General features: G+C 67.6%; 30 protein-coding genes. 11 read left to right on the top strand and 19 right to left on the bottom strand.

Features of this window, described 5'->3' with window-relative positions; translation table 11 throughout:
* Nucleotides 1–41 precede the first annotated feature (41 nt).
* The 7 genes from G6N26_RS04370 to G6N26_RS04340 all read right to left on the bottom strand — a co-directional run bounded on the left by G6N26_RS04370 (nucleotide 42) and on the right by G6N26_RS04340 (nucleotide 6633).
* The gene (locus tag G6N26_RS04370) at nucleotides 42–767 is read right to left on the bottom strand and encodes a DUF72 domain-containing protein (RefSeq protein WP_083020048.1); all 726 of its coding nucleotides are present in this window, start codon (nucleotides 765–767) and stop codon (nucleotides 42–44) included.
* 7 nt (nucleotides 768–774) lie between these two features.
* Complete coding sequence (locus G6N26_RS04365; RefSeq protein ID WP_083020046.1) at nucleotides 775–1401, bottom strand: HhH-GDP family DNA glycosylase; 627 nt, start codon at nucleotides 1399–1401, stop codon at nucleotides 775–777.
* A gap of 43 nt (nucleotides 1402–1444) precedes the next feature.
* Nucleotides 1445–1777, bottom strand: coding sequence for a TfoX/Sxy family protein (locus G6N26_RS04360; protein WP_083020044.1), 333 nt, complete (start codon nucleotides 1775–1777; stop codon nucleotides 1445–1447).
* Nucleotides 1778–1784: 7 nt separating this feature from the next.
* The gene (locus G6N26_RS04355) at nucleotides 1785–2174 is read right to left on the bottom strand and encodes a nitroreductase family deazaflavin-dependent oxidoreductase (protein WP_083020042.1); all 390 of its coding nucleotides are present in this window, start codon (nucleotides 2172–2174) and stop codon (nucleotides 1785–1787) included.
* Nucleotides 2175–2242: 68 nt separating this feature from the next.
* Entirely contained in the window at nucleotides 2243–2674 is a 432-nt protein-coding gene (locus G6N26_RS26075) for a hypothetical protein (RefSeq protein WP_225323492.1), read from the bottom strand.
* A gap of 242 nt (nucleotides 2675–2916) precedes the next feature.
* Nucleotides 2917–5250, bottom strand: coding sequence for an endopeptidase La (gene lon / locus G6N26_RS04345; protein ID WP_179960290.1), 2334 nt, complete (start codon nucleotides 5248–5250; stop codon nucleotides 2917–2919).
* A 123-nt stretch (nucleotides 5251–5373) separates the two neighbouring features.
* Nucleotides 5374–6633 carry an alpha-hydroxy acid oxidase gene (locus G6N26_RS04340; protein WP_067175554.1) on the bottom strand — a complete coding sequence of 420 codons (1260 nt, stop codon included), beginning with the start codon at nucleotides 6631–6633 and terminating at the stop codon, nucleotides 5374–5376.
* Nucleotides 6634–6652: 19 nt separating this feature from the next.
* On the opposite strand from G6N26_RS04340, the gene G6N26_RS04335 reads away from it, so the two are divergent.
* Complete coding sequence (locus G6N26_RS04335; RefSeq protein WP_067175551.1) at nucleotides 6653–7090, top strand: DUF1810 domain-containing protein; 438 nt, start codon at nucleotides 6653–6655, stop codon at nucleotides 7088–7090.
* On the opposite strand, the gene G6N26_RS04330 is transcribed toward G6N26_RS04335, so the two are convergent.
* The 3 genes from G6N26_RS04330 to G6N26_RS04320 are packed head-to-tail and all read right to left on the bottom strand — an operon-like array spanning nucleotide 7076 to nucleotide 9577.
* Nucleotides 7076–8392, bottom strand: coding sequence for an alpha-amylase family glycosyl hydrolase (locus G6N26_RS04330; protein ID WP_372460858.1), 1317 nt, complete (start codon nucleotides 8390–8392; stop codon nucleotides 7076–7078). The two genes, G6N26_RS04335 and G6N26_RS04330, sit on opposite strands and share 15 nt — an antisense overlap.
* 22 nt (nucleotides 8393–8414) lie before the next feature.
* Nucleotides 8415–8951 (bottom strand): alkyl hydroperoxide reductase, encoded by a 537-nt coding sequence (locus tag G6N26_RS04325; RefSeq protein WP_067175545.1) that lies wholly within the window; start codon nucleotides 8949–8951, stop codon nucleotides 8415–8417.
* A 38-nt stretch (nucleotides 8952–8989) separates the two neighbouring features.
* Nucleotides 8990–9577: a peroxiredoxin gene (locus G6N26_RS04320; protein WP_067175542.1), complete on the bottom strand. Its 588-nt coding sequence runs from the start codon at nucleotides 9575–9577 to the stop codon at nucleotides 8990–8992.
* Nucleotides 9578–9678: 101 nt separating this feature from the next.
* On the opposite strand from G6N26_RS04320, the gene G6N26_RS04315 reads away from it, so the two are divergent.
* Genes G6N26_RS04315 through G6N26_RS04300 form a run of 4 tightly spaced genes read left to right on the top strand, consistent with a single transcriptional unit; the run spans nucleotide 9679 to nucleotide 12573 of the window.
* Nucleotides 9679–10614 (top strand): hydrogen peroxide-inducible genes activator, encoded by a 936-nt coding sequence (locus G6N26_RS04315; protein ID WP_067175539.1) that lies wholly within the window; start codon nucleotides 9679–9681, stop codon nucleotides 10612–10614.
* A 36-nt stretch (nucleotides 10615–10650) separates the two neighbouring features.
* Entirely contained in the window at nucleotides 10651–11352 is a 702-nt protein-coding gene (locus tag G6N26_RS04310) for an EthD domain-containing protein (protein WP_067175536.1), read from the top strand.
* Nucleotides 11353–11361: 9 nt separating this feature from the next.
* Entirely contained in the window at nucleotides 11362–11805 is a 444-nt protein-coding gene (locus G6N26_RS04305) for a TIGR03618 family F420-dependent PPOX class oxidoreductase (RefSeq protein ID WP_067175533.1), read from the top strand.
* 18 nt (nucleotides 11806–11823) lie between these two features.
* Nucleotides 11824–12573, top strand: a complete 750-nt coding sequence (locus G6N26_RS04300) for an enoyl-CoA hydratase/isomerase family protein (RefSeq protein ID WP_067175530.1) — start codon at nucleotides 11824–11826, stop codon at nucleotides 12571–12573.
* Between the two features lie 15 nt (nucleotides 12574–12588).
* On the opposite strand, the gene G6N26_RS04295 is transcribed toward G6N26_RS04300, so the two are convergent.
* Nucleotides 12589–12774: a (2Fe-2S)-binding protein gene (locus G6N26_RS04295; RefSeq protein WP_064934839.1), complete on the bottom strand. Its 186-nt coding sequence runs from the start codon at nucleotides 12772–12774 to the stop codon at nucleotides 12589–12591.
* 339 nt (nucleotides 12775–13113) lie between these two features.
* Here G6N26_RS04295 and bfr point away from each other — a divergent pair, with 339 nt between their 5' ends.
* The 6 genes from bfr (at nucleotide 13114) to G6N26_RS04265 (ending at nucleotide 19806) form a co-directional block, all read left to right on the top strand.
* Nucleotides 13114–13593: a bacterioferritin gene (bfr, locus tag G6N26_RS04290; RefSeq protein WP_067175527.1), complete on the top strand. Its 480-nt coding sequence runs from the start codon at nucleotides 13114–13116 to the stop codon at nucleotides 13591–13593.
* 36 nt (nucleotides 13594–13629) lie between these two features.
* Nucleotides 13630–15699 (top strand): MDR family MFS transporter, encoded by a 2070-nt coding sequence (locus G6N26_RS04285; protein ID WP_179960289.1) that lies wholly within the window; start codon nucleotides 13630–13632, stop codon nucleotides 15697–15699.
* A gap of 65 nt (nucleotides 15700–15764) precedes the next feature.
* Nucleotides 15765–16259, top strand: a complete 495-nt coding sequence (locus G6N26_RS04280) for a carboxymuconolactone decarboxylase family protein (RefSeq protein WP_067175524.1) — start codon at nucleotides 15765–15767, stop codon at nucleotides 16257–16259.
* A 110-nt stretch (nucleotides 16260–16369) separates the two neighbouring features.
* Complete coding sequence (locus G6N26_RS04275) at nucleotides 16370–17251, top strand: TIGR03854 family LLM class F420-dependent oxidoreductase (protein WP_067175658.1); 882 nt, start codon at nucleotides 16370–16372, stop codon at nucleotides 17249–17251.
* Between the two features lie 58 nt (nucleotides 17252–17309).
* The gene (locus G6N26_RS04270) at nucleotides 17310–18662 is read left to right on the top strand and encodes a type I glutamate--ammonia ligase (protein ID WP_067175521.1); all 1353 of its coding nucleotides are present in this window, start codon (nucleotides 17310–17312) and stop codon (nucleotides 18660–18662) included.
* 10 nt (nucleotides 18663–18672) lie between these two features.
* Nucleotides 18673–19806, top strand: coding sequence for an amidohydrolase family protein (locus G6N26_RS04265; RefSeq protein ID WP_083020066.1), 1134 nt, complete (start codon nucleotides 18673–18675; stop codon nucleotides 19804–19806).
* A gap of 415 nt (nucleotides 19807–20221) precedes the next feature.
* Here the strand turns inward: G6N26_RS04265 and G6N26_RS04260 are convergent, their stop codons facing one another.
* The 8 genes from G6N26_RS04260 to ag85B all read right to left on the bottom strand — a co-directional run bounded on the left by G6N26_RS04260 (nucleotide 20222) and on the right by ag85B (nucleotide 26097).
* The gene (locus tag G6N26_RS04260) at nucleotides 20222–20665 is read right to left on the bottom strand and encodes a nuclear transport factor 2 family protein (RefSeq protein WP_067175517.1); all 444 of its coding nucleotides are present in this window, start codon (nucleotides 20663–20665) and stop codon (nucleotides 20222–20224) included.
* 80 nt (nucleotides 20666–20745) lie between these two features.
* Nucleotides 20746–22068, bottom strand: a complete 1323-nt coding sequence (locus tag G6N26_RS04255; protein ID WP_083020037.1) for a cytochrome P450 — start codon at nucleotides 22066–22068, stop codon at nucleotides 20746–20748.
* A 55-nt stretch (nucleotides 22069–22123) separates the two neighbouring features.
* Nucleotides 22124–22546, bottom strand: a complete 423-nt coding sequence (locus G6N26_RS04250) for a lipoprotein LpqH (RefSeq protein ID WP_067175511.1) — start codon at nucleotides 22544–22546, stop codon at nucleotides 22124–22126.
* A gap of 12 nt (nucleotides 22547–22558) precedes the next feature.
* Nucleotides 22559–23392, bottom strand: a complete 834-nt coding sequence (locus tag G6N26_RS04245; protein ID WP_067175508.1) for an SDR family oxidoreductase — start codon at nucleotides 23390–23392, stop codon at nucleotides 22559–22561.
* The gene (locus tag G6N26_RS04240) at nucleotides 23389–23868 is read right to left on the bottom strand and encodes an SRPBCC family protein (protein WP_179960340.1); all 480 of its coding nucleotides are present in this window, start codon (nucleotides 23866–23868) and stop codon (nucleotides 23389–23391) included. Before G6N26_RS04240 ends, G6N26_RS04245 begins: the two co-directional genes overlap by 4 nt.
* A 35-nt stretch (nucleotides 23869–23903) precedes the next feature.
* The gene (gene rpfC, locus G6N26_RS04235; RefSeq protein WP_067175501.1) at nucleotides 23904–24341 is read right to left on the bottom strand and encodes a resuscitation-promoting factor RpfC; all 438 of its coding nucleotides are present in this window, start codon (nucleotides 24339–24341) and stop codon (nucleotides 23904–23906) included.
* A gap of 105 nt (nucleotides 24342–24446) precedes the next feature.
* Complete coding sequence (locus G6N26_RS04230; protein ID WP_083020035.1) at nucleotides 24447–25025, bottom strand: chorismate mutase; 579 nt, start codon at nucleotides 25023–25025, stop codon at nucleotides 24447–24449.
* Nucleotides 25026–25104: 79 nt separating this feature from the next.
* Entirely contained in the window at nucleotides 25105–26097 is a 993-nt protein-coding gene (gene ag85B, locus G6N26_RS04225) for a diacylglycerol acyltransferase/mycolyltransferase Ag85B (protein ID WP_067175498.1), read from the bottom strand.
* Nucleotides 26098–26403: the final 306 nt, after the last annotated feature.

Here is a 26403-nt window from a genome sequence, read left to right as displayed (position 1 = left end):
GTGCTCCGTTCTGTGGAAATTTTCAGCCTACTCGCAGGCGCTCAACGCAACAGCTCCCGCAGGTCGAGCGCGTTGCGGACCGCGTGGCCGCCCAGGTCGTTGTTGAAATACATCCACACGTCTTTTCCCTCACCGTCCCAACCGGTGAGCCGCTCGGCCCAGCGCCGCAAATCGTCGTCGGTGTAGGAGCCGGCGTAATTCGCCTCCGGATCCGGCCCGTGCATCCGGATGTACACCACATCGCTCGTCGCGCGGGGAATGCACTGCAGGCCGAGCCCACTCATCACCACGTATGCGGCGCGCCGGCGTTCCAACAACTCAAACACCGCGGGGTCATTCCACGATGGATGCCGCAGTTCGACGGCCACGCGGATGGTCGCGGGCATGCGCTGGAGGAACGAGTCCAGGCGCGCGTCGTCGCGCTGTTGTTCGGGGTGTAGTTGCACCAGCAGCACGCCGTGGCGATCGCCCAGCAGCTGCCAGCAGCGTTCGAAGCGTTCGATCCACGGTTCCGGGGAGGCCAGCCGGCGGTAGTGCGTCAGGCCGCGGTGCGCCTTGACCGACATGGCGAAGCCGTCCGGCAGTTGATCGCGCCATCCCTGGAACGTCGAATCCTTGGGCCACCGGTAGAAACTGGCGTTCAGTTCGACCGTTTCGAACACCTCGACGTAGCGGGCGAGCCGGCGCGCCGACGGCGTTCCCGGCGGATACAGCACGTTGATCCAGTGGTTGTACGACCACCCCGAGGTACCTATTCGAATGGCCACTGCGCGCTCAGCCGGTCACCTGCTGCCGCACCTCGTCGTCCAGCGACGCCCTGACCAGCGCGGCGGCCAGCCGCGCATTGGCCCGCGGCGCAAGGGTTCCCAGCTTCTTCGGTTCGGTGGGCAGGCCCAATCGCTTGGCGGTCCCGGTGGCGCGGTCATCGAAGTAGGGCCGCACCCAGGTCCACACGTCCTGAACCTCGCGGAGGTAGATGTCGGCGCCGGTGTCACCAATTCCCTTGAACTTCTTGAGCATCCGCTTTGCCGCGGCCACGTCATGCCCGCTGCGATCGGCCAATTCACGCAGGTCGCCGGAGTAGTCCTCGTCAACCCGCTCGGCCATGTCGGTGAGCCGGGTGGCCGAGCTCTCGTCGTAGCGCACGTAGTGCGCGCGCCCGAAGGCGTCGATCATGGTTCGCCGGTCCGAGGCCAGCACGGCTTTGGGCGTCCGCAAGCCCGCCTTGAAGAGTTCACGCGCGGCGCCCATGGCGATGGCCGCATCGATCGGCTTGCTGGCCAGCATGCACAGCACCAGAAGCTGGAACAGCGGCATCGGCTTGTCGCTCATCGTGATGCGCGCCTGTGCCGCATACGTCGTGCCGGCCACGTCGAGGAGTCGTCGCACCCGCTTGTCCATACCGCACCGCGTACCCCCGCGCCGCTACCACAAACCGCGCCCGCTACTTGGGCGGCAGGCTGCGCGCGTGCTCGACCCCGAGGGTGACCCAGCTGCGAAGCTGACGTTTGGTGTGCACACCGGCCGCCTCGACGCGCAACCAGCCGCGGGCCTCCCGCCCCGCCATCACCATGGGGCTGACGTGCGCGCGCCCGGTGAGTTTGTCGGTGTCCTCGCGCGGCACGCGCACCAACAGTCCGCCCTGGCCGCTCACGGCCACCGACATGTGGCCGTTGACCAGGAACGCCAGACCGCCGAACATGCGCTTTTCGTCGATGCCTCGCTGGCCGCCGAGGAGTTCGCGGATCCGGTCGGCCAGGTCTTCGTCGTAGGCCATCGCGGGGTCAGTCCAGATCGACTCGGACGGTCAGCAGGTCACTGCCCATCAGGCGCACCATCGCACTGTTCAGCCGCGGCAGGTTGCCCAGGCGCTGCACCGCGTCGTCGTCGGGCAGTAGCTGGGCGGTGCCCTCGCGCCACCTGCCGCCGACGCGCACTCGCACAGCCGGATTGGCCTTGATATTGCGGATGTAGTCCGAGTGTTCGCCGTGCTCGGAGACCATCCAGAACTGGTTGTCCACGACGCGCCCGCCCACCGCGGTGCGCCTCGGCTGCCCGCTCTTGCGTCCGGTGGTTTCGAGCATCGTCATGGGCAGCTGCCGCCCGACCGGGTTGACCAGCAGGCGTTGAACGCGATGAACCACTTGTCGTTTCAGAATCCGAATATCCGTCATAGCCTCTACATTCTGCCGCAGACGAGAAACAGCCGCCGCATTCGCGGCGGCTGTCTCGCTGGGCCTGATTACGTCGCGTATGCGACGAATTGACCGTCGGGCAGGAAGACGCCCCACTGGTTCACGCCCGGGTTGAATACGACCGGATAGTCGCCTGGTTGACCCGGCGGCATCCAGCGGGCCGGAAGCCCGTAGCCGATCGGGTCGTTGTAGTGGCCCGGTGGCGGGAATCCGTTTTGTCCGGGCGGAAGCGGCGTGCCCGGGGCCGTGCAGTTGACGCCCGGTCCGGCGTTACAGATCGGTACCCCCTGTCCCGGCATGGGTCCCGGCACATTCTGGCCCGGCACCGGACCCGGTCCCGGCACGTTAGGCCCGGGCACTGGGCCCGGCACATTCGGGCCATTCGGATCGGCTTGAGCCAACCCCGCACCTACTCCGAGCGCACCGGACGTCAGCGCACCCGCGATTGCGGCGCTGGCAGCGATTCTGTTCAACCTCATGATGAACTCCTTATCGAGCTGCGAGGCCGCCATCGGGCCGCCTCACAGCGGTAATTTGTTGTTCGTCACCCGCGTCTTTTCGACGTCGAGCAGAGGTCATCCCCCCTCGGCCGGTCTTCCCTCTGCGTTGCTGCGTACCCGTCCCGGGGGGAGCCTGAAACTCCCCCACCATGCCCTGGGACACCGCATCGGGTCTGGTCAACGTTGGTTCAACAGGGCCCGCTAGTCACCTGGCCGCGGCGTCAGGCGGCCACCGTGGCGGCCGCGGCCGCCGGTTCGAGCGCCTGGGCCACGATCTCGGCGACGTCGGTCATGGGACGCACGTCCAGCGCCTCGAGGACCTCGGCGGGCACGTCATCGAGATCGGGCTCGTTGCGCTGCGGAATGAAAACCGTTGAGAGCCCGGCACGTTGGGCGGCCAGCAGCTTTTGCTTCACACCGCCGATGGGCAGCACCCGGCCGTTCAGCGTGACCTCGCCGGTCATGCCCACGTCGGAGCGGACCTGGCGTCCGGTGGCCATGGAGACCAGGGCGGTCACCATGGTGACACCGGCCGACGGGCCGTCCTTGGGCACCGCCCCGGCGGGCACGTGCACGTGGATGCGCCGGTCGAGCGCTTTCGGGTCTTTGTTGATATCAATGCCCAGCTCGGCGGCGTGGGAGCGCACGTAGGACAGCGCGATCTGCGCCGATTCCTTCATCACGTCGCCCAGTTGACCCGTCAGTTGCAAACCGGGCTCGCCGTCGGTGGATCCTGCCTCGATGTAGAGGACGTCGCCGCCCAGACCGGTGACGGCCAGGCCGGTGGCCACACCGGGCACCGCCGTGCGTTCGGCCGACTCCGGCATGAACCGCGGACGGCCTAGGTAGTCAACCAGATCCGGCTCGTCGATCGTCAGCGCTGCGGAATTGTCGGCCAGCTTGGTGGTCGCCTTGCGCAGCGCCTTGGCCAGCAGGCGTTCGAACTGCCGCACACCGGGTTCGCGGGTGTAGTCCGCGGCGATCTTGCGCAACGCCGCGTCGGTCACCGCGACCTCGTCCTCGGTCAGCGCCGCGCGTTCCCGCTGCCGGGGCAGCAGGTAGTCCCGCGCGATGGCGACCTTGTCGTCCTCGGTGTAGCCGTCAATCTGAACCAACTCCATGCGGTCCAGCAGGGCCGACGGGATGTTCTCGATCACGTTGGCCGTCGCCAGGAACACCACATCGGACAGGTCCAGGTCCAGATCCAGGTAGTGGTCGCGGAACGTGTGGTTCTGCGCCGGGTCGAGCACCTCGAGCAGCGCCGCGCTCGGGTCGCCACGATAGTCGGAACCGACCTTGTCGATTTCGTCCAGCAGTACAACGGGATTCATCGATCCCGCCTCACCGATCGCGCGCACGATCCGGCCCGGCAGCGCGCCCACGTAGGTGCGCCGGTGCCCCCGGATCTCGGCCTCGTCGCGCACGCCGCCCAGGGCGACGCGCACGAACTTGCGGCCCAGCGCCCGGGCCACGCTCTCGCCCAGCGACGTCTTGCCCACGCCCGGGGGACCGGCCAGCACCATCACCGCGCCCGAACCGCGGCCGCCGACGACCTGCAGCCCGCGCTGGGCGCGGCGCGCCCGCACGGCCAGGTACTCGACGATGCGATCCTTGACGTCGTCGAGCCCGTGGTGGTCAGCGTCCAGGACGTCGCGCGCCGCCTTCAGGTCGGTGGAGTCCTCGGTCTTGACGTTCCACGGCAGGTCGAGCACGGTGTCGAGCCAGGTGCGAATCCAGCCGCTCTCCGGGCTCTGATCGCTCGAGCGTTCCAGCTTGCCGACCTCGCGCAGCGCGGCCTCGCGCACATTCTCGGGCAGCTCGGCCGCCTCGACGCGGGCCCGGTAATCGTCGGAACCATCCGGCTCGCCCTCGCCCAGTTCCTTGCGGATGGCGGCCAGCTGTTGGCGGAGCAGGAATTCCTTCTGCGTCTTCTCCATGCCCTCGCGCACGTCCTCGGCGATCTTGTCGCTCACCTCGACCTCGGCGAGATGGTCGCTGGTCCAATCGATCAGCACACGCAACCGCTCGGCGACATCCACGGTCTCGAGCAGCTGCCGCTTCTGCGCGTTGCTCAAGTAGGACGCGTACCCGGAGGTGTCCGCCAGCGCCGACGGATCCGACAGCCGGTTGACGTAATCGATGATCTCCCAGGCCTCGCGGCGTTGCAGCATGGCCAGCAGCAGCTTCTTGTACTCCGCGGTCAGCGCCTTGATCTCATCGGTCGCCTCGGCCTCGGCGACGTCGGTCACCTCGACCCACAGCGCCGCCCCGGGGCCGGAGGCACCCGCCCCGATCTGCGCCCTGCGCTCACCGCGCACCACCGCGGCGGTGCCGCCACCGGCGATGCGGCCGACCTGCAGGATCTTGGCGATCACGCCGTGCGAGGGGTAGCGGTCCTCGAGCCGGGGGGCGATCAGCAGCTGCCCGGACTCGCTGGCCTGGGCGGCGTCGATCGCCGCGCGGGCCGCGTCGTCCAGCGCGATCGGCACCACCATTCCGGGCAGCACGATGGTGTCAGTGACAAACAGCACCGGCACCGACTTGGCTTCAGCCATCAAATCCTCCAAAAGTTGAGTCTGATGCGCTTAACCCAGCCGGGCGCCGGTTTGTTCCCCCGGGCGCCGGCCCGGGCGAGTGTGCGGCCAGCCTCACACGGGCGCGCGAGTGTGCGGCCGGCTTCACGCCGGGGGCAGGGGCCCCAGCCGCCGGAGTTGCGTGACGTGCCGGGGCGAGAGCTCCTCGAGGCACGTGACGCCGAGCAGGCGCATCGTGCGGATCACGCCCTCGGCGAGGATGTCGATCGCGCGGACCACGCCCGCCTCACCGCCGGCCATCAGGCCGTACAGGTAGGCGCGCCCGACCAGCGTGCACCGGGCCCCCAGGGCGATCGCGGCGACGATGTCGGCGCCCGACATGATGCCGGTGTCCACCAGGACCTCGGTGTGCTGACCCAGTTCGCGGGCCACCGTGGGCAACAGGTGGAAGGGCACCGGGGCCCGGTCCAGCTGACGCCCGCCGTGATTGGACAACACGAGGCCGTCGACGCCGCGGTCGACGACCGCGCGGGCATCGTCAAGCGTCTGGATCCCTTTCACGACGAGCTTGCCGGGCCATTGCTCCTTGATCCACTCCAGGTCGTCGAAGGTCAGGCTGGGGTCGAACATCGTGCTCAGATATTCGGCGACCGTGCCGGGCCAGCGGTCCAGCGACGCGAACGCCAACGGCTCGGTGGTCAACAGATCGAACCACCACTTCGGGTGGGGCACCGCGTCCAGCACGGTGCGCAGCGTCAGCGTGGGCGGGATCGTCATCCCGTTGCGGTTGTCGCGCAGCCGCGCGCCGGAGACCGGGACGTCGACGGTGGCCAGCAGGGTGTCGAAGCCGGCGTCGGCGGCGCGTTTCACCAGCTCCATCGAGCGTTCACGGTCGCGCCACATGTAGAGCTGAAACCACTTGCGGCCCTGCGGGACGGCGGTGACCAGGTCCTCGATCGCGCAGGTGCCCAATGTGGACAGGGAAAACGGGATCCCGGCCCTGGCCGCCGCCCGCGCGCCGGCGATCTCGCCCTCGGTGTGCATCAGCCTGGTGAATCCGGTGGGTGCGATCCCGAACGGCAGCACGACCGGCTGGCCGAGCACGTTCCACCCGGCGGTCACTTGGGAGACGTCGCGCAGGATCGTCGGGTGAAATTCGATGTCGCGGAAGGCTTGTCGGGCGCGTCGGATGGACAGTTCGTCTTCGGCCGCGCCGTCGGTGTAGTCGAACGCCGCCTTGGGGGTGCGCCGCTTGGCGAGGCGCCGCAGGTCTTCGATGGTGTGGGCGGCGTCGAGGCGCCGCTTTGTCGCGTTGAGCTCGGGCCGCTTGAACTGCATGAGCGGGGCGAGGTCGCGTATTTTGGGCACTCGTCGTCGGACGGCTTTTCGCCTTTCGAGTTCCATAATGTGCCACCGTAGTCACATGGAATCGGCAGGCGACCCCTTCGATCTCAAACGTTTTGTGGACGCGCAGGCTGCGGTCTACGGCAACGTCGTCGGCGAACTCCGCGACGGACGCAAGCGCAGTCACTGGATGTGGTTTGTCTTCCCGCAGCTGCGCGGCCTGGGCGGCAGCCCGACCGCGGTCCACTACGGCATTTCCTCGCTGGACGAGGCCCGCGCGTACCTGGGCCATGCACTGCTAGGGCCGCGGCTGCGCGAGTGCGCCCGCCTGGTCACCGGCGTGCAGGGGCGATCGGCCGCGCAGATTTTCGGTTCGCCCGATGACCTCAAGCTGTGCTCGTCGATGACATTGTTCGCCCACGCCACCGAGGACGACGCGGACTTCGTCGCGGTGCTCGAGAAGTATTACGACGGCCGCCAGGACGAGCTGACCCTGAAACGGCTAGGCCGGACTTAGGATCCGCCACCCGTGCGGCTCGACGGCAACGGTGTCGACGACCTCCGGCGGCGGGGCCGCCGACCCGCCGATCACCTGTGCGCGTCCCGTGCCCAGCTCTGACAACAAGACCTGCAGCGGTTCATCGTCGATGTTGAGCGCCACCAACAGGGCGTCGTCGGCGTTGCGCGTCTCGTAGACGTAGTGCCGGTTGTCCAGCCGCAGCGCGGTGGTGGATGCCCCGTGCAGCCAGGGGTGGCGGCGTCGCAGCCCGACCAGGTACTGGTGCAGCGCCCAGGTTTCGACGCCGACGGCATCCAGTGGCAGTGGGGGAGAGCCGAATTCGGGGCGGACCGCGTCGTCACCGCCGAACCGTTCTTCCTTGACGCCGCGGAATCCGAGCTCGTCGCCCGCGTAGACGCTGGGCACCCCGCCGATGGTGAGCAGCAACACCAGCGCGTGGGCCGCGTGCGCGGGGTCTTCCAGCCGGCTGGCGATGCGGGTGACGTCGTGATTGCCGATGAATGTCAGCGGCGCGAAGCGGCTCAGAAAGTCGTTGTGGCGCTGCAGCGCCCAGTCCAGCTCGAAGAAGTTGCCGTCATTGAGACTGCTCCAGATCGCCTTCCATAACTCGTATTGGGTGGCCGAGTCGAAGGTGGCGGCCTCGACGACGGCGGCGTAGTCGCCGTGAATGAGTTCGCCGACGAACCAGGCGTCCGGATAACGCTCGCGCACCCGGGGCAGTGTCGCCGCCCAGAAGTGTTGGGGCACGGCGTAAGCCGCATCGAGGCGCCAGCCGTCAGCGCCGCGCCCCAACCAATGCGCCATCACCTCGGCGGTGTAGTCGACGACCTCGGGGTTGTCGTGGTTGAGGGTGATCAGCCCGTCGTGGCCCTCGAACGTGTGAAAACGCCCGGGACGCCCGCGAAACCAGCGCGCGGCGGCATCGTCATCGGCCGCCTCGCGGTGACGCGGAAAATCCACCCCGACGTGGTTGAACACGCCATCGAGCAGGACGCGCAGGCCGCGCCGACGCGCTTCGGCGACGAGGTGGTCGAAATCGGCGTCGTCACCGAGCCGGGGATCGATGCGGTAATGGTCGGTGGTGTCGTAACCGTGTGTGCGCGAGGCGAAGATGGGGCCCAGCGCGATACCGGATGCCCCGAGTTTTATGGCGTGGTCCAACCAGTCGACGAGCCGCCGCAACCGGTGTTGCTCCGGTTGCGGCGGCTCGTTTGACTGCGGTACGGGGTACGCGCCCACGAACCCCAGTGGGTAGACCTGCCACCAGATCGCGTGCTGGACCCAGTCGGGTCTCGACACGGCGCTGGTCACGACGGCGCGATCAGCTGACGGTCGCCAGCGTCTGGGAAGCGACAATCGCCTGGGCCACGCCGGAAACGATCGCCGCGGCCTTCAGCGCCTCCTGGATGGTTTCCCGGCTGACGCCGGCCTCGCGCAGCGTGTGCTCATGAGCGGCCACGCAATCCGGACATCCGTTGATCGACGACACCGCGAAACACCACAGCTCGAAGTTCGCCTTCTCGACACCGGGATTGGCGATGATGTTCATCCGCAATCCCGCGCGCAGGTCGTCGTACTTGCCATCGAGGAAGCCCCGGCCACGGTAGAACACGTTGTTCATGGCCATGACCGATGCGGCTCCCAGCGCCGCGTTGTACGCCTCGGCGGACAGGGTGTCGGCCGCCTCAGCGCCAATCTCGGTGAGCACCTGCGTGTTCCGGGTCGCCGCGGCGCTCGCCAACAGCGTGCCCCACAGCTGTTCCTCGTTGAGCTCGGTCGTGCGCGCGATCGAGCCCAGGTTGAGCTTGAGGTCCTTGGCGTACTCCGGCAGCGCTTCCTTGAGATTCTCTACGCTCATCTCGCCTCCTATTCAGACCCTACGGGATCAGGCCCGGATCAGGCCGACTGCTTGAGCAGCTCGGTGGCGTCGAGCGTCGGGTCGCCCTTGCGCCAGTTGCACGCGCACAGCTCGTCGGACTGCAGTGCGTCGAGCACGCGCAGCACTTCCTCGACGTTGCGGCCCACCGAACCCGCGGTGACCGAAACGAACTGGATCTCGTTGTTGGGGTCGACGAGGAAGGTCGCCCGGTCGGCAACACCGTCGGCATTGAGCACGCCGGTGGCCAGGCTCAGCTCCCGCTTGATGTCCGAGAGCATCGGGAAGGGCAGCTTCTTGAGGTCCTCGTGCTGCGCACGCCAGTTGAAGTGGACGAATTCGCTGTCGATCGACACGCCCAGAACCTGAGCGTCGCGGTCGGCGAACTCGTCGTTGAGCTTGCCGAAGGTGGCAATCTCGGTCGGGCACACGAAGGTGAAGTCCTTCGGCCAGAAGAAGACCACGCGCCATTTGCCGGCGTGGTCGTCGCTGGAGACGGTGGTGAAGTAGTCCTCGGGCTGCTGGGCGTCGACCTTGGACAGATCGCCCGCGATCAGCGCAGTGAGCTCGTATTCGGGGAACTGGTCGCCGATGGTCAGCAGTGGCATGTCGCTCCTTATTTGGATTTACTCAAGATTAGCTTTCTTCCACCATGTTGCCGCGCGCGCTCGTTGAAGTAAAGGTGATACTTCCCACTACACTTATAGGTATGACCGATAAGACTTATCAGCCGACGATCGCCGGCCTCCGCGCCTTCGTGGCGGTGGCCGAGAAGCACCAATTCAGCAGCGCCGCAGCCGCTCTCGGTGTCAGCCAGTCGACGTTGTCGCAGGCCCTCTCGGCGCTGGAGGCGGGGCTGGGTACCCGTCTCGTAGAGCGCTCGACACGGCGTGTCTTCTTGACACCCCAGGGCACGGAGCTGTTGCCGCGCGCCCAGGCCGTCGTCGAGTCCGCCGACGCCTTCACCGCCGCCGCGGCGGGCGCCTCGGATCCGTTGCGGACCGGCATGCGGCTGGGACTGATCCCCACCGTGGCGCCCTACGTGCTGCCGACCGTGCTGGCCGGCGTGGCCGAGCAACTTCCGGAACTCACCTTGCGGGTGACCGAAGACCAGACCGAACGTCTGTTGGCGGTCCTGCGCGAAGGGGCATTGGACGCGGCATTGATCGCCCTGCCCGCCGAGACCGCCGGGATCAGTTCGATCCCCATCTACGACGAGGATTTCGTTCTCGCCCTGCCGCCCGGCCATCCGCTGGCGGGCAAGCGCCGCGTTCCGGCGACGGCGCTGGCCGACCTGCCGCTGCTGCTGCTGGACGAGGGGCACTGCCTGCGTGATCAGGCGCTGGACGTCTGCCACAAGGCGGGGGTCCGCGCGGAGCTCGCCAACACGCGGGCGGCCTCATTGGCTACCGCGGTGCAGTGCGTGACGGGCGGTTTGGGAGTGACGCTGATTCCCCAGAGCGCGGTGCCGGTCGAGGCCTCGCGAAGCCGCCTGGGCCTGGCGCAGTTCGCGGCGCCCCGCCCGGGGCGGCGGATCGGCCTGGTCTACCGCTCATCGAGCGGTCGCGACGAGTCATACCGTCAGCTGGCCGCGCTCGTCGGGGGATTGATCAGCAGCCAGCACCCGGTGCGGCTGGTGAAGTAGACGTGCGCGGCTGGCCCGCAACGGTAGGTTCGGCCTATGGAAAAGGTAATCGCCGTGCTCATGCGCGCCGACTCCGATGACGATTGGTGCGCCCGGCAGCGGGGGCCGGTCGCCGACGCGCTGCTGGAGCTGGGTGTGCCCGGATTGTCGGTCAATGTCCGCGACGACGCCGTGCGCCAGTCGTTGATGACTCTCACGACGCTGGACCCCCCGGTCGCCGCGGTGGTGAGTATGTGGACCCAGCAGTGCTACGGCGAGCAGATGACCTCCGCGCTCGCCCTGCTCGCCAAGGAGTGCGAGCAGCTCGCCGCCTATCTGGTGACGGAATCGGTCCCGCTGAGCGCGCCTACCGTCGAGTCCGGTTCGCGCACACCGGGTTTAGCCAACATCGCGTTGCTGCGCCGGCCCGCGGACATGGACCAGGCGACGTGGCTGACCCGTTGGCAACGCGACCATACGCCGGTCGCCATCGAGACACAGTCGACGTTCGGCTACACCCAGAATTGGGTGGTGCGCGCGCTCACCGAAGACGCGCCGGGAATCGCCGGGATCGTCGAGGAGTTGTTTCCGGCGGAGGCGATCACCGATCTTCAGGCGTTTTTCGGGGCCGCCGACGACCGCGACCTACAACATCGATTGGGACGAATGGTGGCCAGTACGACGGCCTTTGGCGCCAACGAGAACATCGACACCGTGCCAACGAGCCGCTACGTCATCAGCACGCCGTTCAGGGAATGAGGCTTTCCGATGACGACACTGCGAGACGCCGTGGCGTTGGCGGCGGCGGAAAGCGGATTGGCGGTGGTCTCGACCGTCCGCGGTGACGGAACGGTGCAGGCGTCGCTGGTCAACGTGGGCCTGTTGGCGCACCCGGCGAACGGTGAACCGGTGCTGGGGTTTACCACCAACGGGAGAGTCAAGCTCGCCAACCTGCGGGCCCGGCCGCAGCTGGCTGTCACCTTCCGCAACGGGTGGCAGTGGGCGACCGTCGAGGGCCGCGCCGAGGTGGTCGGCCCCGAGGACACCCAGCCGTGGCTGACGGATCCCGATCGGTTGCGGATGCTGCTGCGCGACGTGTTCACTGCGGCGGGCGGCACGCACGACAACTGGGACGAGTACGACCGGGTGATGGCCTCCGAGGGTCGCGCCGTCGTGCTGATCGCGCCAACCCGCGTCTACAGCAACGGCTAGCCTCGCTAGGCTGCTGGCGTGACGCTGCAGATCGATGACGACAAGCGGGTACGCACCCTCACGCTGAACCGCCCGGAGGCGCTCAACGCCTTCAACGAAGCCCTCTATGACGCCGCCGCCGAGGCGCTGCTGGCCGCTGCCGACGATCCCGAGGTGGCCGTGGTCCTGTTGACCGGCGCGGGTCGCGGGTTCAGCGCCGGTACCGACCTCGGCGAGATGCAGGCCCGCATCACCGACCCCGGCTTCACCCCGGGCAAGCATGGCTTCATCGGACTCATCAACGCGCTCAGCGCCTTTCCCAAGCCGCTGATCTGCGCGGTGAACGGCGTCGGGGTCGGGATCGGCGCCACGATCCTGGGCTATGCCGACCTGACGTTCATGTCATCGACGGCCCGCCTGAAGTGCCCGTTCACCAGCCTGGGCGTGGCCCCGGAAGCGGCGTCGTCGTATCTGCTGCCGCAGCTGGTGGGCCGGCAGAACGCCGCGTGGCTGTTGATGTCGTCGGAATGGGTCGACGCAGACGAGGCGTTGCGGATGGGCCTGGTTTGGCGGGTGTGCCAACCGGACGACCTGCTGCCGCAGGCTCGCCACCACGCCGAAATCCTTGCCTCCCGGCCGATCTCGAGCCTGATGGCCGTCAAACACACGATGATGGAGCCGGTCCGCCCCGAGATCGCGGCGGCCACCGCGCGGGAGAACGCGCACTTCGCCGAGCTCATGGGCGCGCAGGCCAACGCCGCGGCGCTGGCCGATTTCAACAAGGGCTGACGCGGCGTTCCGCCGTCAGGCCGACGGCGCCGTCTCTAACTTCGCCGAGTCGGCGAGGATCGCGCGCAGGGTGCGCCGGCAGCGACCGCAGTCACCGCCCGCTCCACACGCCGCGGCGATTTCTTTGGAGGTCGACGCCCCCTGGGCGACGACGTCGCACACGGTCTGGCTGGTAGCCCCGACGCACAGGCACACGTACATCAGCGCACCTCCCGCATGTGGGCTTCCCTTCCGTCGACGGCTCGTCCGAGCGACCCGATGTCGGCCCCGCGCCCGGCCTCCCGGGTGCCCAAGGGCCCCGACGGGGGTGCCGAACAAACAAGCCGCATATTAGTGGAGTCTAACCTAACTTGATTAGTGAAGTCTAACCTAACAACGAGGTGATTAGACTAGCTCGATACCCCACTGAGTGCAGCCAAACCTTGCTAGAACATTTGCGGCGGCCGTGGCAAAGTGCTGCTACAGCCCAGGTTTGTGCGCTTCAGCCCAGCGCGCCGACCGCGGCCGAACATGACAGCCGCAGACACCGTAGGAGTGAAAATGCAAGGGGATCCGGAAGTTTTGCGTCTACTCAACGAGCAGTTGACCAGCGAGCTCACCGCGATCAACCAATACTTCCTGCACTCCAAGATGCAGGACAACTGGGGTTTCACCGAGTTAGCTGAGCACACCCGCGCCGAGTCCTTCGACGAGATGCGACACGCCGAGGCGATCACCGACCGCATCCTGTTGCTCGACGGGTTGCCGAACTACCAGCGCCTCTTCTCGCTGCGCATCGGTCAGACCTTGCGTGAGCAATTCGAGGCCGACCTGGCCATCGAGTATGAGGTGATGGAGCGCCTCAAGCCGGCCATCGTCTTGTGCCGCGACAAGCAGGATTCCACCACCGCCACGCTGTTCGAGGAGATCGTGGCGGACGAGGAAAAGCACATCGATTACCTCGAGACGCAGCTGGAGTTGATGGACAAGCTGGGCGTGGAGCTGTACTCGGCGCAGTGCGTGTCGCGGCCACCCAGCTGAGTCGTGCGGCGGCGACGTAGGTAACGTCGGCCCGGCATGACGAGCCCGAGAGCGGTGACCCAGGCGACCCCGGCGGCGAATTCCGCGACCAGCGGCGAGCTGATCAGTCCGCAACGGCGCAATCTGATCTTCGTCGCAATCGTGCTGGGGATGCTGCTCGCGGCGTTGGACCAGACCATCGTCGCCACGGCGCTGCCGACGATCGTCGCCAACCTGGGCGACGCCGGCCATCAGTCCTGGGTGGTCACCAGTTATCTGCTCGCGTCGACCGTCGTCACCGCGTTGGCCGGCAAGCTCGGGGACCTCTACGGGCGCAAGCGGGTGTTCCAGGGGGCCATCGTCTTCTTCGTCGTCGGGTCGGCGTTGTGCGGGCTGTCCCAGTCGATGGCCATGCTGGTGGGATCCCGTGCCCTGCAAGGGATCGGCGGCGGCGCCATCACCGTCACCGCCAGCGCGCTGATCGGCGAGGTCGTTCCGCTGCGCGAGCGGGGCCGGTATCAGGGCATCCTCGGCGCGGTCTTCGGCGTCACGACGGTCATCGGCCCGTTGCTGGGCGGCTATTTCACCGACTACCTGACCTGGCGGTGGGCGTTCTGGATCAACGTGCCGATTTCGGTGGTCGTGATTTTCGTTGCCGCCGCGACGATTCCGGCGCTGGCCGCGTCCGCCAAGCCGATCATCGACTACTCCGGAATAGCGTTCGTCGGCCTGGGCGCGGCGGCCCTGACCCTGGCCACCAGCTGGGGCGGAACGCTGTACGCGTGGGGGTCACCGACGATCATCGGCTTGTTCGTCGGGGCCGCGGTGGCGCTGGGCGTTTTCGTGGTGGTGGAACGCCGGGCCGCCGAACCGATCCTGCCCATCCGGTTGTTCGCCAGTCCGGTGTTCACCGTGTGCTGCGTGCTGTCCTTCGTCGTGGGTTTTGCGATGCTGGGTGCGCTGACGTTCCTGCCGACCTATATGCAGTACGTCAACGGGGTTTCGGCGACCACCTCGGGTCTGCGCACGCTGCCCATGGTGGTCGGGATGCTGATCACCTCGACCGGCAGCGGCACCCTGGTCGGCCGCACCGGCCGCTACAAGATCTTCCCGGTGGCCGGCACCGCGCTGATGGCGCTGGCGTTTTTGCTGATGTCGCGGATGGACCCGTCGACGTCCGCCCTGATTCAGTCGCTGTACCTGGTCATCCTGGGCGCCGGCATCGGATTGTCCATGCAGGTGCTGGTTCTCATCGTGCAAAACACATCGAACTTCGAAGACCTCGGCGTCGCCACGTCGGGGGTGACGTTCTTTCGCACCATCGGAAGTTCTTTCGGCGCGGCGATATTCGGCTCGCTGTTCGTGAACTTCCTCGACCGCCGCATCGGGCCGGCCCTGGCGGCCAGCGGCGTGCCCCCGAGCGCCGTCAGTTCGCCCGGTGCGCTGCACCGGCAGCCGCATGACGTGGCCGCGCCCATCGTGGCGGCCTACGCCGAGTCACTGACCCAGGTCTTCTTATGGGCCGCCCCGGTCGCCCTGATCGGTTTCGTGCTGGCGCTGTTCCTGCGCGAGGTCCCGCTGCGGGATATCCACGACAGCACAGTCGATCTCGGCGACGCGTTCGGCATGCCGACCTCCGAGACCCCCGAACAGATGCTGGAGAACGCGATCGCGCGGATGCTGCGCGGCGAAACCGGCATGCGGTTGCGCAGCATCGCCATGCGGCCCGACTGCCGGCTCGACGTAGCCGGGCTGTGGGGAGTTCTGCGCATCAATCGCTACACGCAGATGTACGGGGCCGCCCGTCTCACCGACATGGCCGACTATCACCGGATCCCGTTCGAGGTTCTCGAGCCCACCTTCGCGCGGCTGGCGGCCGGCGGCTACGCGCACAGCGACGGCGAACAACTGTGGCTCACCCCGGCCGGCGCCCAGCAGGTCGCCTACGTGCACTCGCTGCTGGTGGCCTGGCTCGTCGACAAGCTCGCCCGCTCACCGGGCTTCGAGGGCCGCCCGGACCGCCGCGCCGTGCAGGCCGCGCTCGAACGCGTCGCGCATCGCGTTCTCGCCCAACGTGATTGGCACGACGAAACGCCGACCACGGCCATCGGCCCGGCCGCCCGCTAGCGGGCGGCGCCACCCGTTTCCCGGCAACCGTCACTCGCGGCATCCGGCGGGCGTACCATCACGCCATGAGCCGAATCGGAACATTTGCTGACGACGACCTGGCCGGCTGGTTTGCGAAGTCACCGGACATCGGCGGCGCGCTCGGTGGCTTCAGCCAAGCGGTGTACACCAAGAACCGGTTGCCGTTGCGCACGCGCGAATTGGCGCGCGCCGTGATCGCCCACCGCAACGAATGCGTCGTGTGCGTCAACACCCGCGACGAGGACGGACCCGCCGCGGGCGTCGACGAAGAGCTGTACGACCACGTCCACGAGTGGCGCACCTGGGCCGGCTACAGCGACCAGGAGCGGCTGGCGGCCGAGTTCGCCGACCGCTTCGCCACCGATCACACCGGCCTGCGCGACGACGAGGACTTCTGGGCGCGCTGCGCCCCACACTTCTCCGATGAGCTGCTGGCCGACCTGGCGCTGTCCTGCGCCCTGTGGGTGGGCATGGGCCGGGTGCTGCGGACCCTCGACATCGGCCAGGCCTGCAAGCTGACCATTCCCAGCCGCGCATAGCGGCTCGCGCCCCACGAAATCCGGGCAGTGGGCGGTGACGCGCGCCGCGGGCACAAAACGTGGTGCCGCGGCGTTGCGCCACGGGTGAGACCACGCGGGAGGACACGCCGGTGAAGGTTCGCTTCGGCGTCGGACTGGGGGCGGACACCGCCCCACATGAGCTGGCCGCCATCGTGGATCACCTCGAGGCCAACGGCGTGGATTCGCTGTGGTTCTCCGAGCTGGTGTACTCGCCGGCGGTGGATCCGACGGTCGGGATGGCCTACGCGCTCGCCCGCACGAGCCGGCTGAAGGTGGGCACCTCGGTGGCGGTGCTGCCGGGCCGTCATCCGGTGCTGGTGGCCAAGCAGCTGGCGTCGCTGGCGGCCGTCGCCCCGAAGCGGGTCCTTCCCGTGTTCGGTTTGCGGTCGGCGATTCCGGCCGAGCGCGAGGTGTTCGTGGTCCCCGACGGCCGGCGGGCGGCGGTCTTCGACGAGTCGCTGCGGGTGCTGCGCGCGGCGCTGGAAGGGGATTCGACCACGTTCACGGGCCACTACTTCACCGTCACCGGCGCCGCGGTCGCCCCGAAACCGGCGCCGCCGCTGGACATCTGGTTGGGCGGGTCGGCGCCGGCGGCGTTTCGGCGCATCGGGGCCTTGGGCGACGGCTGGCTGGGCAGTTTTCTCACCCCGGCCGAGGCCCGGGCCGGGCGCGAGGCGATCGAGCGGTCCGCGGCGCAGGCCGGCCGGCACATCGAACCCGACCACTTCGGCATCTCGCTGGCCGTCACCGAGGGCGAGCTGCCCGCCGACCTGGCCGCGGCGGCCCGCAAGCGCCGACCGGATCTCGATCCCGGTGAGCTGATCGCCGCCGGGTGGGATCGGCTGCACCGCCAACTGGACGCGTACCTCGAGGCGGGGCTGACGAAATTCGTCATCCGGCCCGCCGGTCGGGCACCGGTGGACGGATTCCTCGACCGGTTCGTCTCCGAACTCGTCGGCCGCCAGAACTGACCGGCCACGCGGCACGGTTTACCCGACCGGGGCACGACGAGGCTGCAGAATGACTGCCATGACCGGCACACCCCTTGCCGCCGCGGCGATCGCCCAGCTGGAGGCCGAGGGCGTCGACACGGTCATCGGCACCGTCGTCAATCCGGCCGGGCTCACCCTGGCCAAGGCGGTGCCGATCCGCCAGACGAACACGTTCGCCGATCCGGGCCTGGGCGCCAGCCCGTCCTGGCACGCGTTCGCCATCGACCAGACCGGGATCGCCTTCACCGCCGACGTGGGTGTGGTCGGGGACCAACGGCTCCGGATCGACCTGTCCGCGTTGCGCATCGTGGGCGACGGCCTGGCGTGGGCGCCCGCCGCGTTTTTCGAACAGGACGGCACGCCGGTACCCGCGTGCGGGCGCGGAACCCTGCGACGGGTCGAGGCCGCGCTCGCCGACGCCGGCGTCGAGGCGACCGTCGGGCACGAAATCGAATTCCTCCTGGTCGCCCCGGACTGTGGCCGGCTGCCGCCCACGCTGTGGGCCCCGTACGGCCTCGCCGGCGTGCTCGAGCGCGAGACGTTCATCCGGGAGGTGATCGGGTCGGCGACGGGGGCCGGGATCGCGATCGAACAGTTCCACTCCGAGTTTGGCGTCAACCAGTTCGAGATCTCGCTGCCACCGCAGTCGCCGATAGCCGCCGTCGATCAGCTGGTACTGATGCGGCTCATCGTCGGCCGCGTGGCACGCCGCCACGGCCTGCGCATTAGCTTGTCGCCCACGCCCTTCGCCGGGGACGCCGGATCCGGTGCCCACCAACACTTCTCGCTGACGACGCCGGACGGCCCGCTGTTCTCCTACGGCGCGGGCGCCGCGGGCATGACGCCGGCGGGGGAGAGCGCGGTGGCGGGCGTGGTTCGCGGCCTGCCGGAAGCCCAGGGTGTGCTGTGCGGATCGATCGTCTCGGGCCTGCGGATGCGTCCCGGCAATTGGGCCGGCGCCTACGCGTGCTGGGGCACCGAGAACCGCGAGGCCGCAGTGCGATTCGTCACCGGCGGACCCGCCAGCCCGCGCGGGGGCAACGTCGAGGTCAAAATCGTCGATCCCTCGGCCAATCCGTACCTGGCGTCGGCGGCCATCCTGGGGCTCGCGCTGGACGGCATCGAATCCGGAGCCCCGCTGCCCCCGGAGATCACGGTCGACCCGGCCGCCGGCTCCGACGCCGATCGCGCGCGGGACGGCGTCGTGCGCCTGACCGATTCGCAGGTCGAGGCGATCGCGGCACTGGATGCTTCGGCGCGGATGCGCAGCATTCTGGGCGATCCGGCGGTCGACATGGTGGTCGCGGTCCGCCGGCTGGAACACGAACGCTACGGCGATCTGGACCCCGAGCAACTCGCGGATCGGTTCCGCATGGCCTGGAGTGTGTGACGGGCTGGTGATGAGCGCCGACACCCGCGACCTGGCCGAGCACATCGGTGCCGTGTCGCTGATCGATCAGCACGTCCACGGTTGTTGGTTGACGGCAGGAGACCGACAGCGATTCGAGAACGCACTCAATGAGGCCAACACCGAGCCCATCACCGATTCCGGTTTCGACTCGCAACTCGGGTTCGCCGTGCGCGCGCACTGCGCCCCCGTGCTCGGGTTGCCCAAACACGTCGACCCGCAGGCTTATTGGGAGCGTCGCCGCCAGTTCGGTGAGGACGAACTGGCGCGGATGTTCCTGGCCGCCGCCGGCGTCGGGGACTGGCTGGTAGACACCGGCATTGGCGGCGACGGCATCGCCGGCGTCGGGCAGATGGCCCGGCTGTCGGGCAACCCGGCGCACGAAATCGTGCGTCTCGAGGAGGTGGCCGAACAGGCCGCCCAGGCGCCGGGTGACTATGCGGCGGCGTTCGAGGAGATCCTGCACGGCCGCGGGGCCGGCGCCGTTGGCACCAAATCGATCCTGGCCTACCGGGGCGGTTTCGAGGGCGACCTCAGCGAGCCATCGACGACGGAGGTCGCCGACGCCGCCACCCGGTGGCGCGAGCGCGGCGGGACGCGATTAACGGATCGGGTACTGCTGCGGTTCGGGTTGCACCAAGCGCTGCGGCTCGGCAAGCCGTTGCAATTCCACGTCGGGTTCGGTGATCGCGACTGCGATCTGCACAAGGCCAATCCGCTGCTGCTGCTTGACTTTCTGCGCCAGGCCGCCGACGCCCCGATCGTGCTGTTGCACTGTTATCCCTACGAGCGTGAGGCCGGCTATCTGGCGCAGGCGTTCAACAACGTCTACCTCGACGGTGGACTGAGCGTGAATCACTTGGGGGCGCGGTCGCCGGCTTTCCTCGCGCGGCTGCTGGAGCTGGCGCCCTTGTCCAAGATCCTCTACTCGTCAGACGGATTCGGTCCCGCGGAACTGCACTTTCTCGGAGCCGCGCTGTGGCGCAGGAGACTGCACCGAGTGCTGCGCGAATTCGTCGATCACGGTGATTGGAGCGAGGCCGACGCCATCCGGGTGGTCGATCTCATCGCCGCCGAGAACGCCCGAAGGATCTATGGCCTCGCCGCACCGGGTGACCGGCCGTGAGAAATCGGCGCGGGCAAAAATTTTCACAAATTTCGATGTAAGCAAACGTCGGGGCGCATAGGCTTCGGGAGACGAATCGGGCAACGTCACCAAACTGAGGCTCCAAGGAGGTTTGGGCACATGTTGTCCCGTGCTGCCGTCGTCGACGCAGCCTTCGCTACCGTCGCCGCCTCTTTGGCGCCTTCGACCTACGCCTCACCCAGTGGCGGTTGCTACGCCGCCAGTTCTGGTGACCGCGTGTCATACCCGCAACAGGGCGGGTTGTAGTCAAGCCCTATCAGCGTTTGTGCCGAGGGATCGCCGGAATGGCCTATGAGGGGTGGCCATGCCGGCATTCCACGGCACCACGCGCCGAGCCGGCGTATTGCCGTGGGCCGCAGGGGATTCCGCGACCCGGCTCGGAAAATGGGAACTGTCAGACGAGCGCTGACGCGTCGAACACCCAACTCGTGTCGCCGGTCGCCAGAGCCTCGAAGTGGTTGGGGGGAGCGAAGGCCACCAGGCTGTTCATGTCCCAATAGTCTTTCCAGACGGTGATCTTGCCGTCGACGACCTGGTGGACCGTCACGAATCGCAGGACACCCTGCTCGCCGGTCGCGAATGTCCAGGTCTCGGAGTGCTCGTAGAGCACGTCGGAACCGTTGGACACCAACACGCCGGTGTGGTTCTCGTAGCCCGCGAGGTGCTCGAGACCCATCTTGAGCCGTTTGACGATGCCCTCGGGACCGCGGGCCGACAAGGCCGGAACCGGCATGTCGACGTAGAGGCAGTCGTCGGACAAAAATGCCGGGATCGCCTCCCAATCACGGCGCGAAAGGGCCTGCCACAGCCCATGGACGACATCCTCGACCGCGATCATAGATACCTCTGTCATACCGGCAAATAAACTCGGTTGGCGACCCGGTGTCAACCACTGCGGGCATACTCGCGTGCCAACGGCTAACTCTCGGCGGCGGCCATCGACCGGGCCGGCCCGAGCGCCACCGGCAGCGACGACCATCCCCGCAGGACCCGGGTCTCGCGCCGGCATCCGGTGCCCGCCGCGCGCACCTCGGGGAAGCGGTCGAAGAACGTCCGCAGGCCCACTTCTCCCTCGGCGCGGGCAAGCGCCGCGCCGAGACAAAAGTGTCGGCCACCGGAAAAGGCGAGATGCCGTCCGGCGTTCGGCCTTTCGATGTCGAAGCGGTGCGGGTCGCTGAACACGGCCGGATCCCGGTTGGCGGCAGCAAGATACACCAGCACCAGGTCGCCGCGGGCGAGCTGGTGCCCCGCGATTTCGACATCGCCCCGCGCCACCCGCGCGGTCAGCTGCACCGGCGATTCCAGCCGCAGGATCTCCTCGACGGCATTGGGCCACAGCTCCGGGCGGCGCCGTAGGGTCTCGAGGTGCTCGGGCGCGTCCAACAGCATGCGAATCCCGTTGCCCAGCAGGTTGACCGTGGTCTCGAAGCCCGCCGCCAATACCAGTCCGGCGATGGCCTGCAGCTCGCTGTCGTTGAGATAGGTTTCCGCAGAGCCGCTTTCGACGGTCTGGATCAGCTGGCTCATCACGTTGTCGCTGGGCTCGAGGCGCAGCCGCTGCAGATGTTCGGCGAGCCAGGTGCTGAAGCCGGCGATTCCGCGCTGCACGCTGCGGTACTGCCGCCACGGCAGGCCGATGTCGAGGCTCGGCGCGGCCAGCTCGCCGAATTCCAGGACGCGCGGCCGGTCCGACTCGGGCACGCCGAGGATCTCGCTGATGATCGAGACGGGCAGTTGCGCGCAATAGCGGCCGACGATGTCGACCACGCCGGACTCGCCGGTGAGCTGCTCGAGCAGGTCGGCGGCCGTCTGCTCGACGCGCTCCCGCAGGGCCGCGACCGCCCTGGGCGTGAACACCGCCGACACGGTCTTGCGATAGCGGGTGTGGTCGGGGGGCTCGACGGCCAGCAAGGAGGGCGCGCGCAGGGGGTGCAGGAGGTCGTCGCGAGTGCGGCGCTCGAGCCATCGCAAGGGTGCGGGCAGATTCGACCCGAAAATCAACACCCGGAAGTCGTCGGACCGCAGCAGCTCGTGGGCGAGTGCGTGATCGGCCGTCAGGTAGGCGACGCGGCCTTTGACCAGGTTGCCGCGGGCGCGGACTTCGTCGTAGAAGCCCACCGGATCGGCGGCCACCGCCGGATCGGCAATCAACCTGGCCTGGACGTCACCCCGGCGGGCGCCGAACGCCGCGACGCCGCGGATGAAGCCATGCATCGCGAACCAGTGCAGTCGTTCCTTCACCGGCCCTCCCTCGCTCAGGTTTCGCTACGAGCGTAGGCCTCACCGATCGGGGGAGTCAGCACTCCGCGACGATTTTGAAGTCGGTGGTCACCACTTTGTTGGGGTTGCTGCTGTTGATGCCGTACGCGCTGCCGGCGATGGTGTAGGCATTGTTGTTGAGGTCGACATGCGCGTCTCCCACGCCGCCTTGCCAATAGCTGCCGGTGAAGCCGTCGACATTGCGAATCTTCACCCACTGCGGCATGACCCGGTAACCGCTGAGCAGCACCACCGCTTCGACGCCGCCGTCGTGGTCCGGGATTTTGATGGTCCGGTACATCTGGTCTTGTCGGCAGGCCGGGGGACGTGTCGTGTGGGTGGCGCCGTCGATGGTCAGCCGGGCGGCCCGGCGCGGTGTCGTCTGCGCGGCGCTGCAGCCCGCGACGCTGACGGCGACCGCCGCCAGGACCAAAGCGACTGTGGGCAAGCGGTTTTGCACCAGCCGACCTCCTTACTGCCGCTTCGGCGCGAGCGCGGGTAGGGCCTTGACGATACTGCGTCGCACGAGTTCCGGACTCAAGCCCTTGAAGAAGTCGATCAAGCGGATGCTCTTGGGCACATACCAATGCAGCCGCTTCTGATGGTGGTAGGCCTGCCACGCCGCCTCGGCCACGCTGCTGGCCGGCATCAACCGCAGCGGGCCTTTCTTGGGAGCGGTGGCGCGCAACTCCTCGGCCGTTCTCGGCGCGCCGCCGTCGTCGGAGTGGTTGGTCGTCGTGGTGAGGATGGCGGTGTCGATCAGGCCGGGCAGCACGTCGGCGACGCGCACCCCGTGTCGCTGCCACTCCACGCTCAGCGCCTCGGTCAGCCCCTTGACCGCGTGCTTGGTCGACGAGTAGACGGCAAGGCGGGGCATGCCGTAGGTCCCCGAGGAGGACGACGTCGAAAACATCAGGCTGCCAGGGTTTTTCTTGAGGTAGGGCAGCGCACCGTAGGCGCCGGTCAGCACCGCTTTGTAGTTCACATCGACGAGGCGCATCGCGGCGTCATACGGCACGTCCTCGAACCACCCGGATTCGCCGACGCCGGCGTTGTTCCACATCATGTCGAGGCCGCCGCCGGTGTTGCCGGAGCAGAAGTCGGCCAGGGCGCCGTCCAGGGCCGCCTTGTCGGTCACGTCGACGGCACGGGTCCACAACCGGTCGCCACCCAGTTCTTGCTGCAGCGTGGCCAGGCCGTCGTCGTTGCGGTCCACCGCGCCCACCCGCCAGCCTTTGGCGTGGAACAGCTTTGCGCCTTCGCGGCCCATGCCGCTGCCTGCGCCGGTGATGAAGACCGATTTCACGACGCGTCGGCCTCGACCACGTCTTTGATGCGGTTCAGCGTCTTGGTCATGTCGCGGATATTGCGGCGCTTGCGCAGAAAGCCGCCGAACAACCAGTACATGCCCAGCCATGGCGCGGGGTTCAGCCGAAACGACTCGGTGACATCCGTTCCGCCGCCGCTGGGCGCCAAGCGGTAGTGCCAGTTGTTGACCTCCCGATCACCGAGCAGCACCGTGAAGCCGAATTCGCGGCCCGGTTCGCACGCGGTGACCTTGCAGGTCGTCCAATACACCGGTCCCATTTCATTGCGCCGGACGTGACCGCGGAATTTCGCGCCGAGGGCCGGGCCGGTCGCATCGCCCAGCCACTCGGCTTCGAAAACTTCCGGGGAAAACCGTCCGGTGTTGCGCACGTCCGCGATGAGATCCCAGATCTTGGCCGCAGGCGCCGCCATGTGAACAGTCGCCGAACCTTCCATGGGCTGATCCAAACACAGCTTCGTGTCGGGTCATAGACCACACGGGCGTGTCATCAGTGCGGGATGGCCGCCTGGATCAACCCGTTGATGATCTGCTTGATGCCCTGCGCCGGGTGCGAGTACCAACCGATCGGCAGACCGGAATTCGCACCGCACTTCGGCCAGGGCTCCACGCCCTCTTCGGCGAAAACCCGGTTGGCCACGGCGATTTGCTGCTCCCTGGAGGCGGCCGCCGGGTTGCCGACGCCGCCGTAGCGCGCCCAGGTGGCCGGTTTGAATTGCAGTCCACCGTAATTGCCGTTTCCGGTGTTGGCGTGCCAGTTGCCGCCGGATTCGCATTGAGCGATCGCGTCCCAGTTGGGAGCGGCGTCCGCGCTCACCACACCCGTGGACGAAGCCATCGATGCTGCAACGAACCCGCCGACCGCTACGGACTTGACGAGAAGCTTGCAGGGATTCTTCATGTCAAGCATTTCGGCGCGTGTGGCCAAAGCGTTACCTATTCGAAAATGGCGCGAGATATGCCTTCTATCTGCGGAAATCGCCTTATCGCCAGGCCAAATTCGACGGTTAGGGAATGGTGAGGAAAAATTAAATTATTGCTGGCAATACGATTGCGTCGCTGACCAGAGGGCCCGTTGGTAGAGGTCATCGAGGCGGCGGCTCGCGGCGATGTCGCTCCTCGCGGCGCCCAGTTGCGGCGCGCACGCCGGCGAGTGCAGCACGTCCCAGTTTCGCGATATCTGAGTCAGCATTTCCTGGTTGAGGCCATCGATCGCCGACCGCGAGGCCGCCAGGTCCGCCGGGTCGGCCGGCGCGTCACCCGGATTCAGCTTCCAGTCCGCGAACCGGCTGTACTCGATCGCCTCGGTCGCGTCGATCTGGTCACCGAAGACGCGGGTGACGTAGTCGCGATCGATGCGCGCGACGACGGCGTCATCGCCCAGCTTTGCCAATTCCTGGCGGACGCGTACCGGGTCTTCAATGGCCCCACGGGTGTGCCATTTATAAGCCGCCACCGGGTCGGCGATCTGTAGCCGTTGCGCGGCGGCGTCGACCAATGGCGTCAGGGAACCGACGCTGTCGGCGCGAGCCGGCGCCGCCCACCCGGTCAGGCCGCCGGCCACGGCGATACACAGCACAGTGACGCGGCGCAAGCGCGTGCTGGCGGGCATGACGACGAGTCTGACTCCCCTTAACGCACTACTGCGCCTGACGATGTCGTCAAGCGCAGTAGTGGCGTCAGGTGAATGGTTATCCGCCGCCACCCGCGGAAGCGCCCAGGGCGCTCTGCAGGTCGGGCTTCATGGCGTTGAGCTGGGCTCCCCAGTACTCCCAGCTGTGTGTGCCGTTCGCGTTGAAGTTGAATACGGCGTTGTGGCCGCCGGCCGCGTTGTACGCATCCTGGAACTTCAGGTTGCTGCTGCGCACGAAGTTCTCCAGGAACTCGGCCGGCATGTTCGCCCCGCCCAGCTCCGAGGGTGTCCCGTTACCGCAGTACACCCAGAGCCGGGTGTTGTTGCCGACCAGCGCCGGGATTTGCAGGCTGGGGTCGTTGCGCTGCCAGGCCGGGTCGCTTGACGGGCCCCACATGGCGTCCGCCTTGTAACCGCCGGCATCTCCCATCGCCAAGCCGATCAGCGACGGTCCCATGCCCTGGGAGGGGTCCAGCAGCGCCGACAGCGAGCCGGCGTAGATGAACTGGTTGGGGTGGTTCACGGCCAGGATCATCGCCGAGGAGCCGGACATCGAGATGCCGATCGCGGCGCTGCCGGTGGACTTGACGCTCTTGTTCGAGGCCAGGTACTGCGGCAGTTCACTCGTCAGGAAGGTCTCCCACTTGTAGGTCGAGCAACCGGCCTTCCCACACGCGGGCTGGTACCAGTCGGCGTAGAAGCTGGACTGACCGCCAACCGGCATGATGACCGAGAGGCCCGACTGGTAGTACCACTCGAACGCCGGGGTGTTGATGTCCCAGCCGTTGTAGTCGTCTTGAGCCCGCAGCCCGTCCAGCAGGTAGACCGCGGGGGAGCCGTTGCCGCCGCTCTGGAATTGGATCTTGATGTCGCGGCCCATTCCCGCGGACGGCACTTGCAGGTATTCGACGGGCAGGCCCGGACGCGAAAATGCATTCGCGGTCGCCGCGCCGCCGGCAATACCGATCAGGCCCGGCAGGGTTACGGCCGCGGCTGCGCCGACCACAAGTCGGCGCCCCCAGGCCCGGACCTTCTCGCTCAGATCTGTCATACCTGCCCCTTGTCGGATGTGATCGAATGTGATCGCGGTCTCACAGGAATTTACCGTGTAAGTCCGTCAAATGTCGATTGGGACGCGGACGCGTCTCGGTTTCGTATCGCTTTTACCTCGCAATTTCGCCACCCGGGGATCCGGGCGGCGACGATCGGCGAGTACCCGCTGCGCGTCCCCCTAATCGGTCCTCGGCAAAAATCCCCGGCCAGTGGCCGCGTCGGGCGTGCCGAGCGCTGAAAGCGCTTGCTACCGAGCAAGAGACAAAGCGCGCGCCCAATCAACGGTGATCGGATTTCGCTGGGA

Origin of the sequence: Mycobacterium marseillense (assembly GCF_010731675.1) — a bacterium.
GTDB lineage: Bacteria > Actinomycetota > Actinomycetes > Mycobacteriales > Mycobacteriaceae > Mycobacterium > Mycobacterium marseillense.
This window is presented reverse-complemented; position numbering and strand designations above follow the sequence as displayed.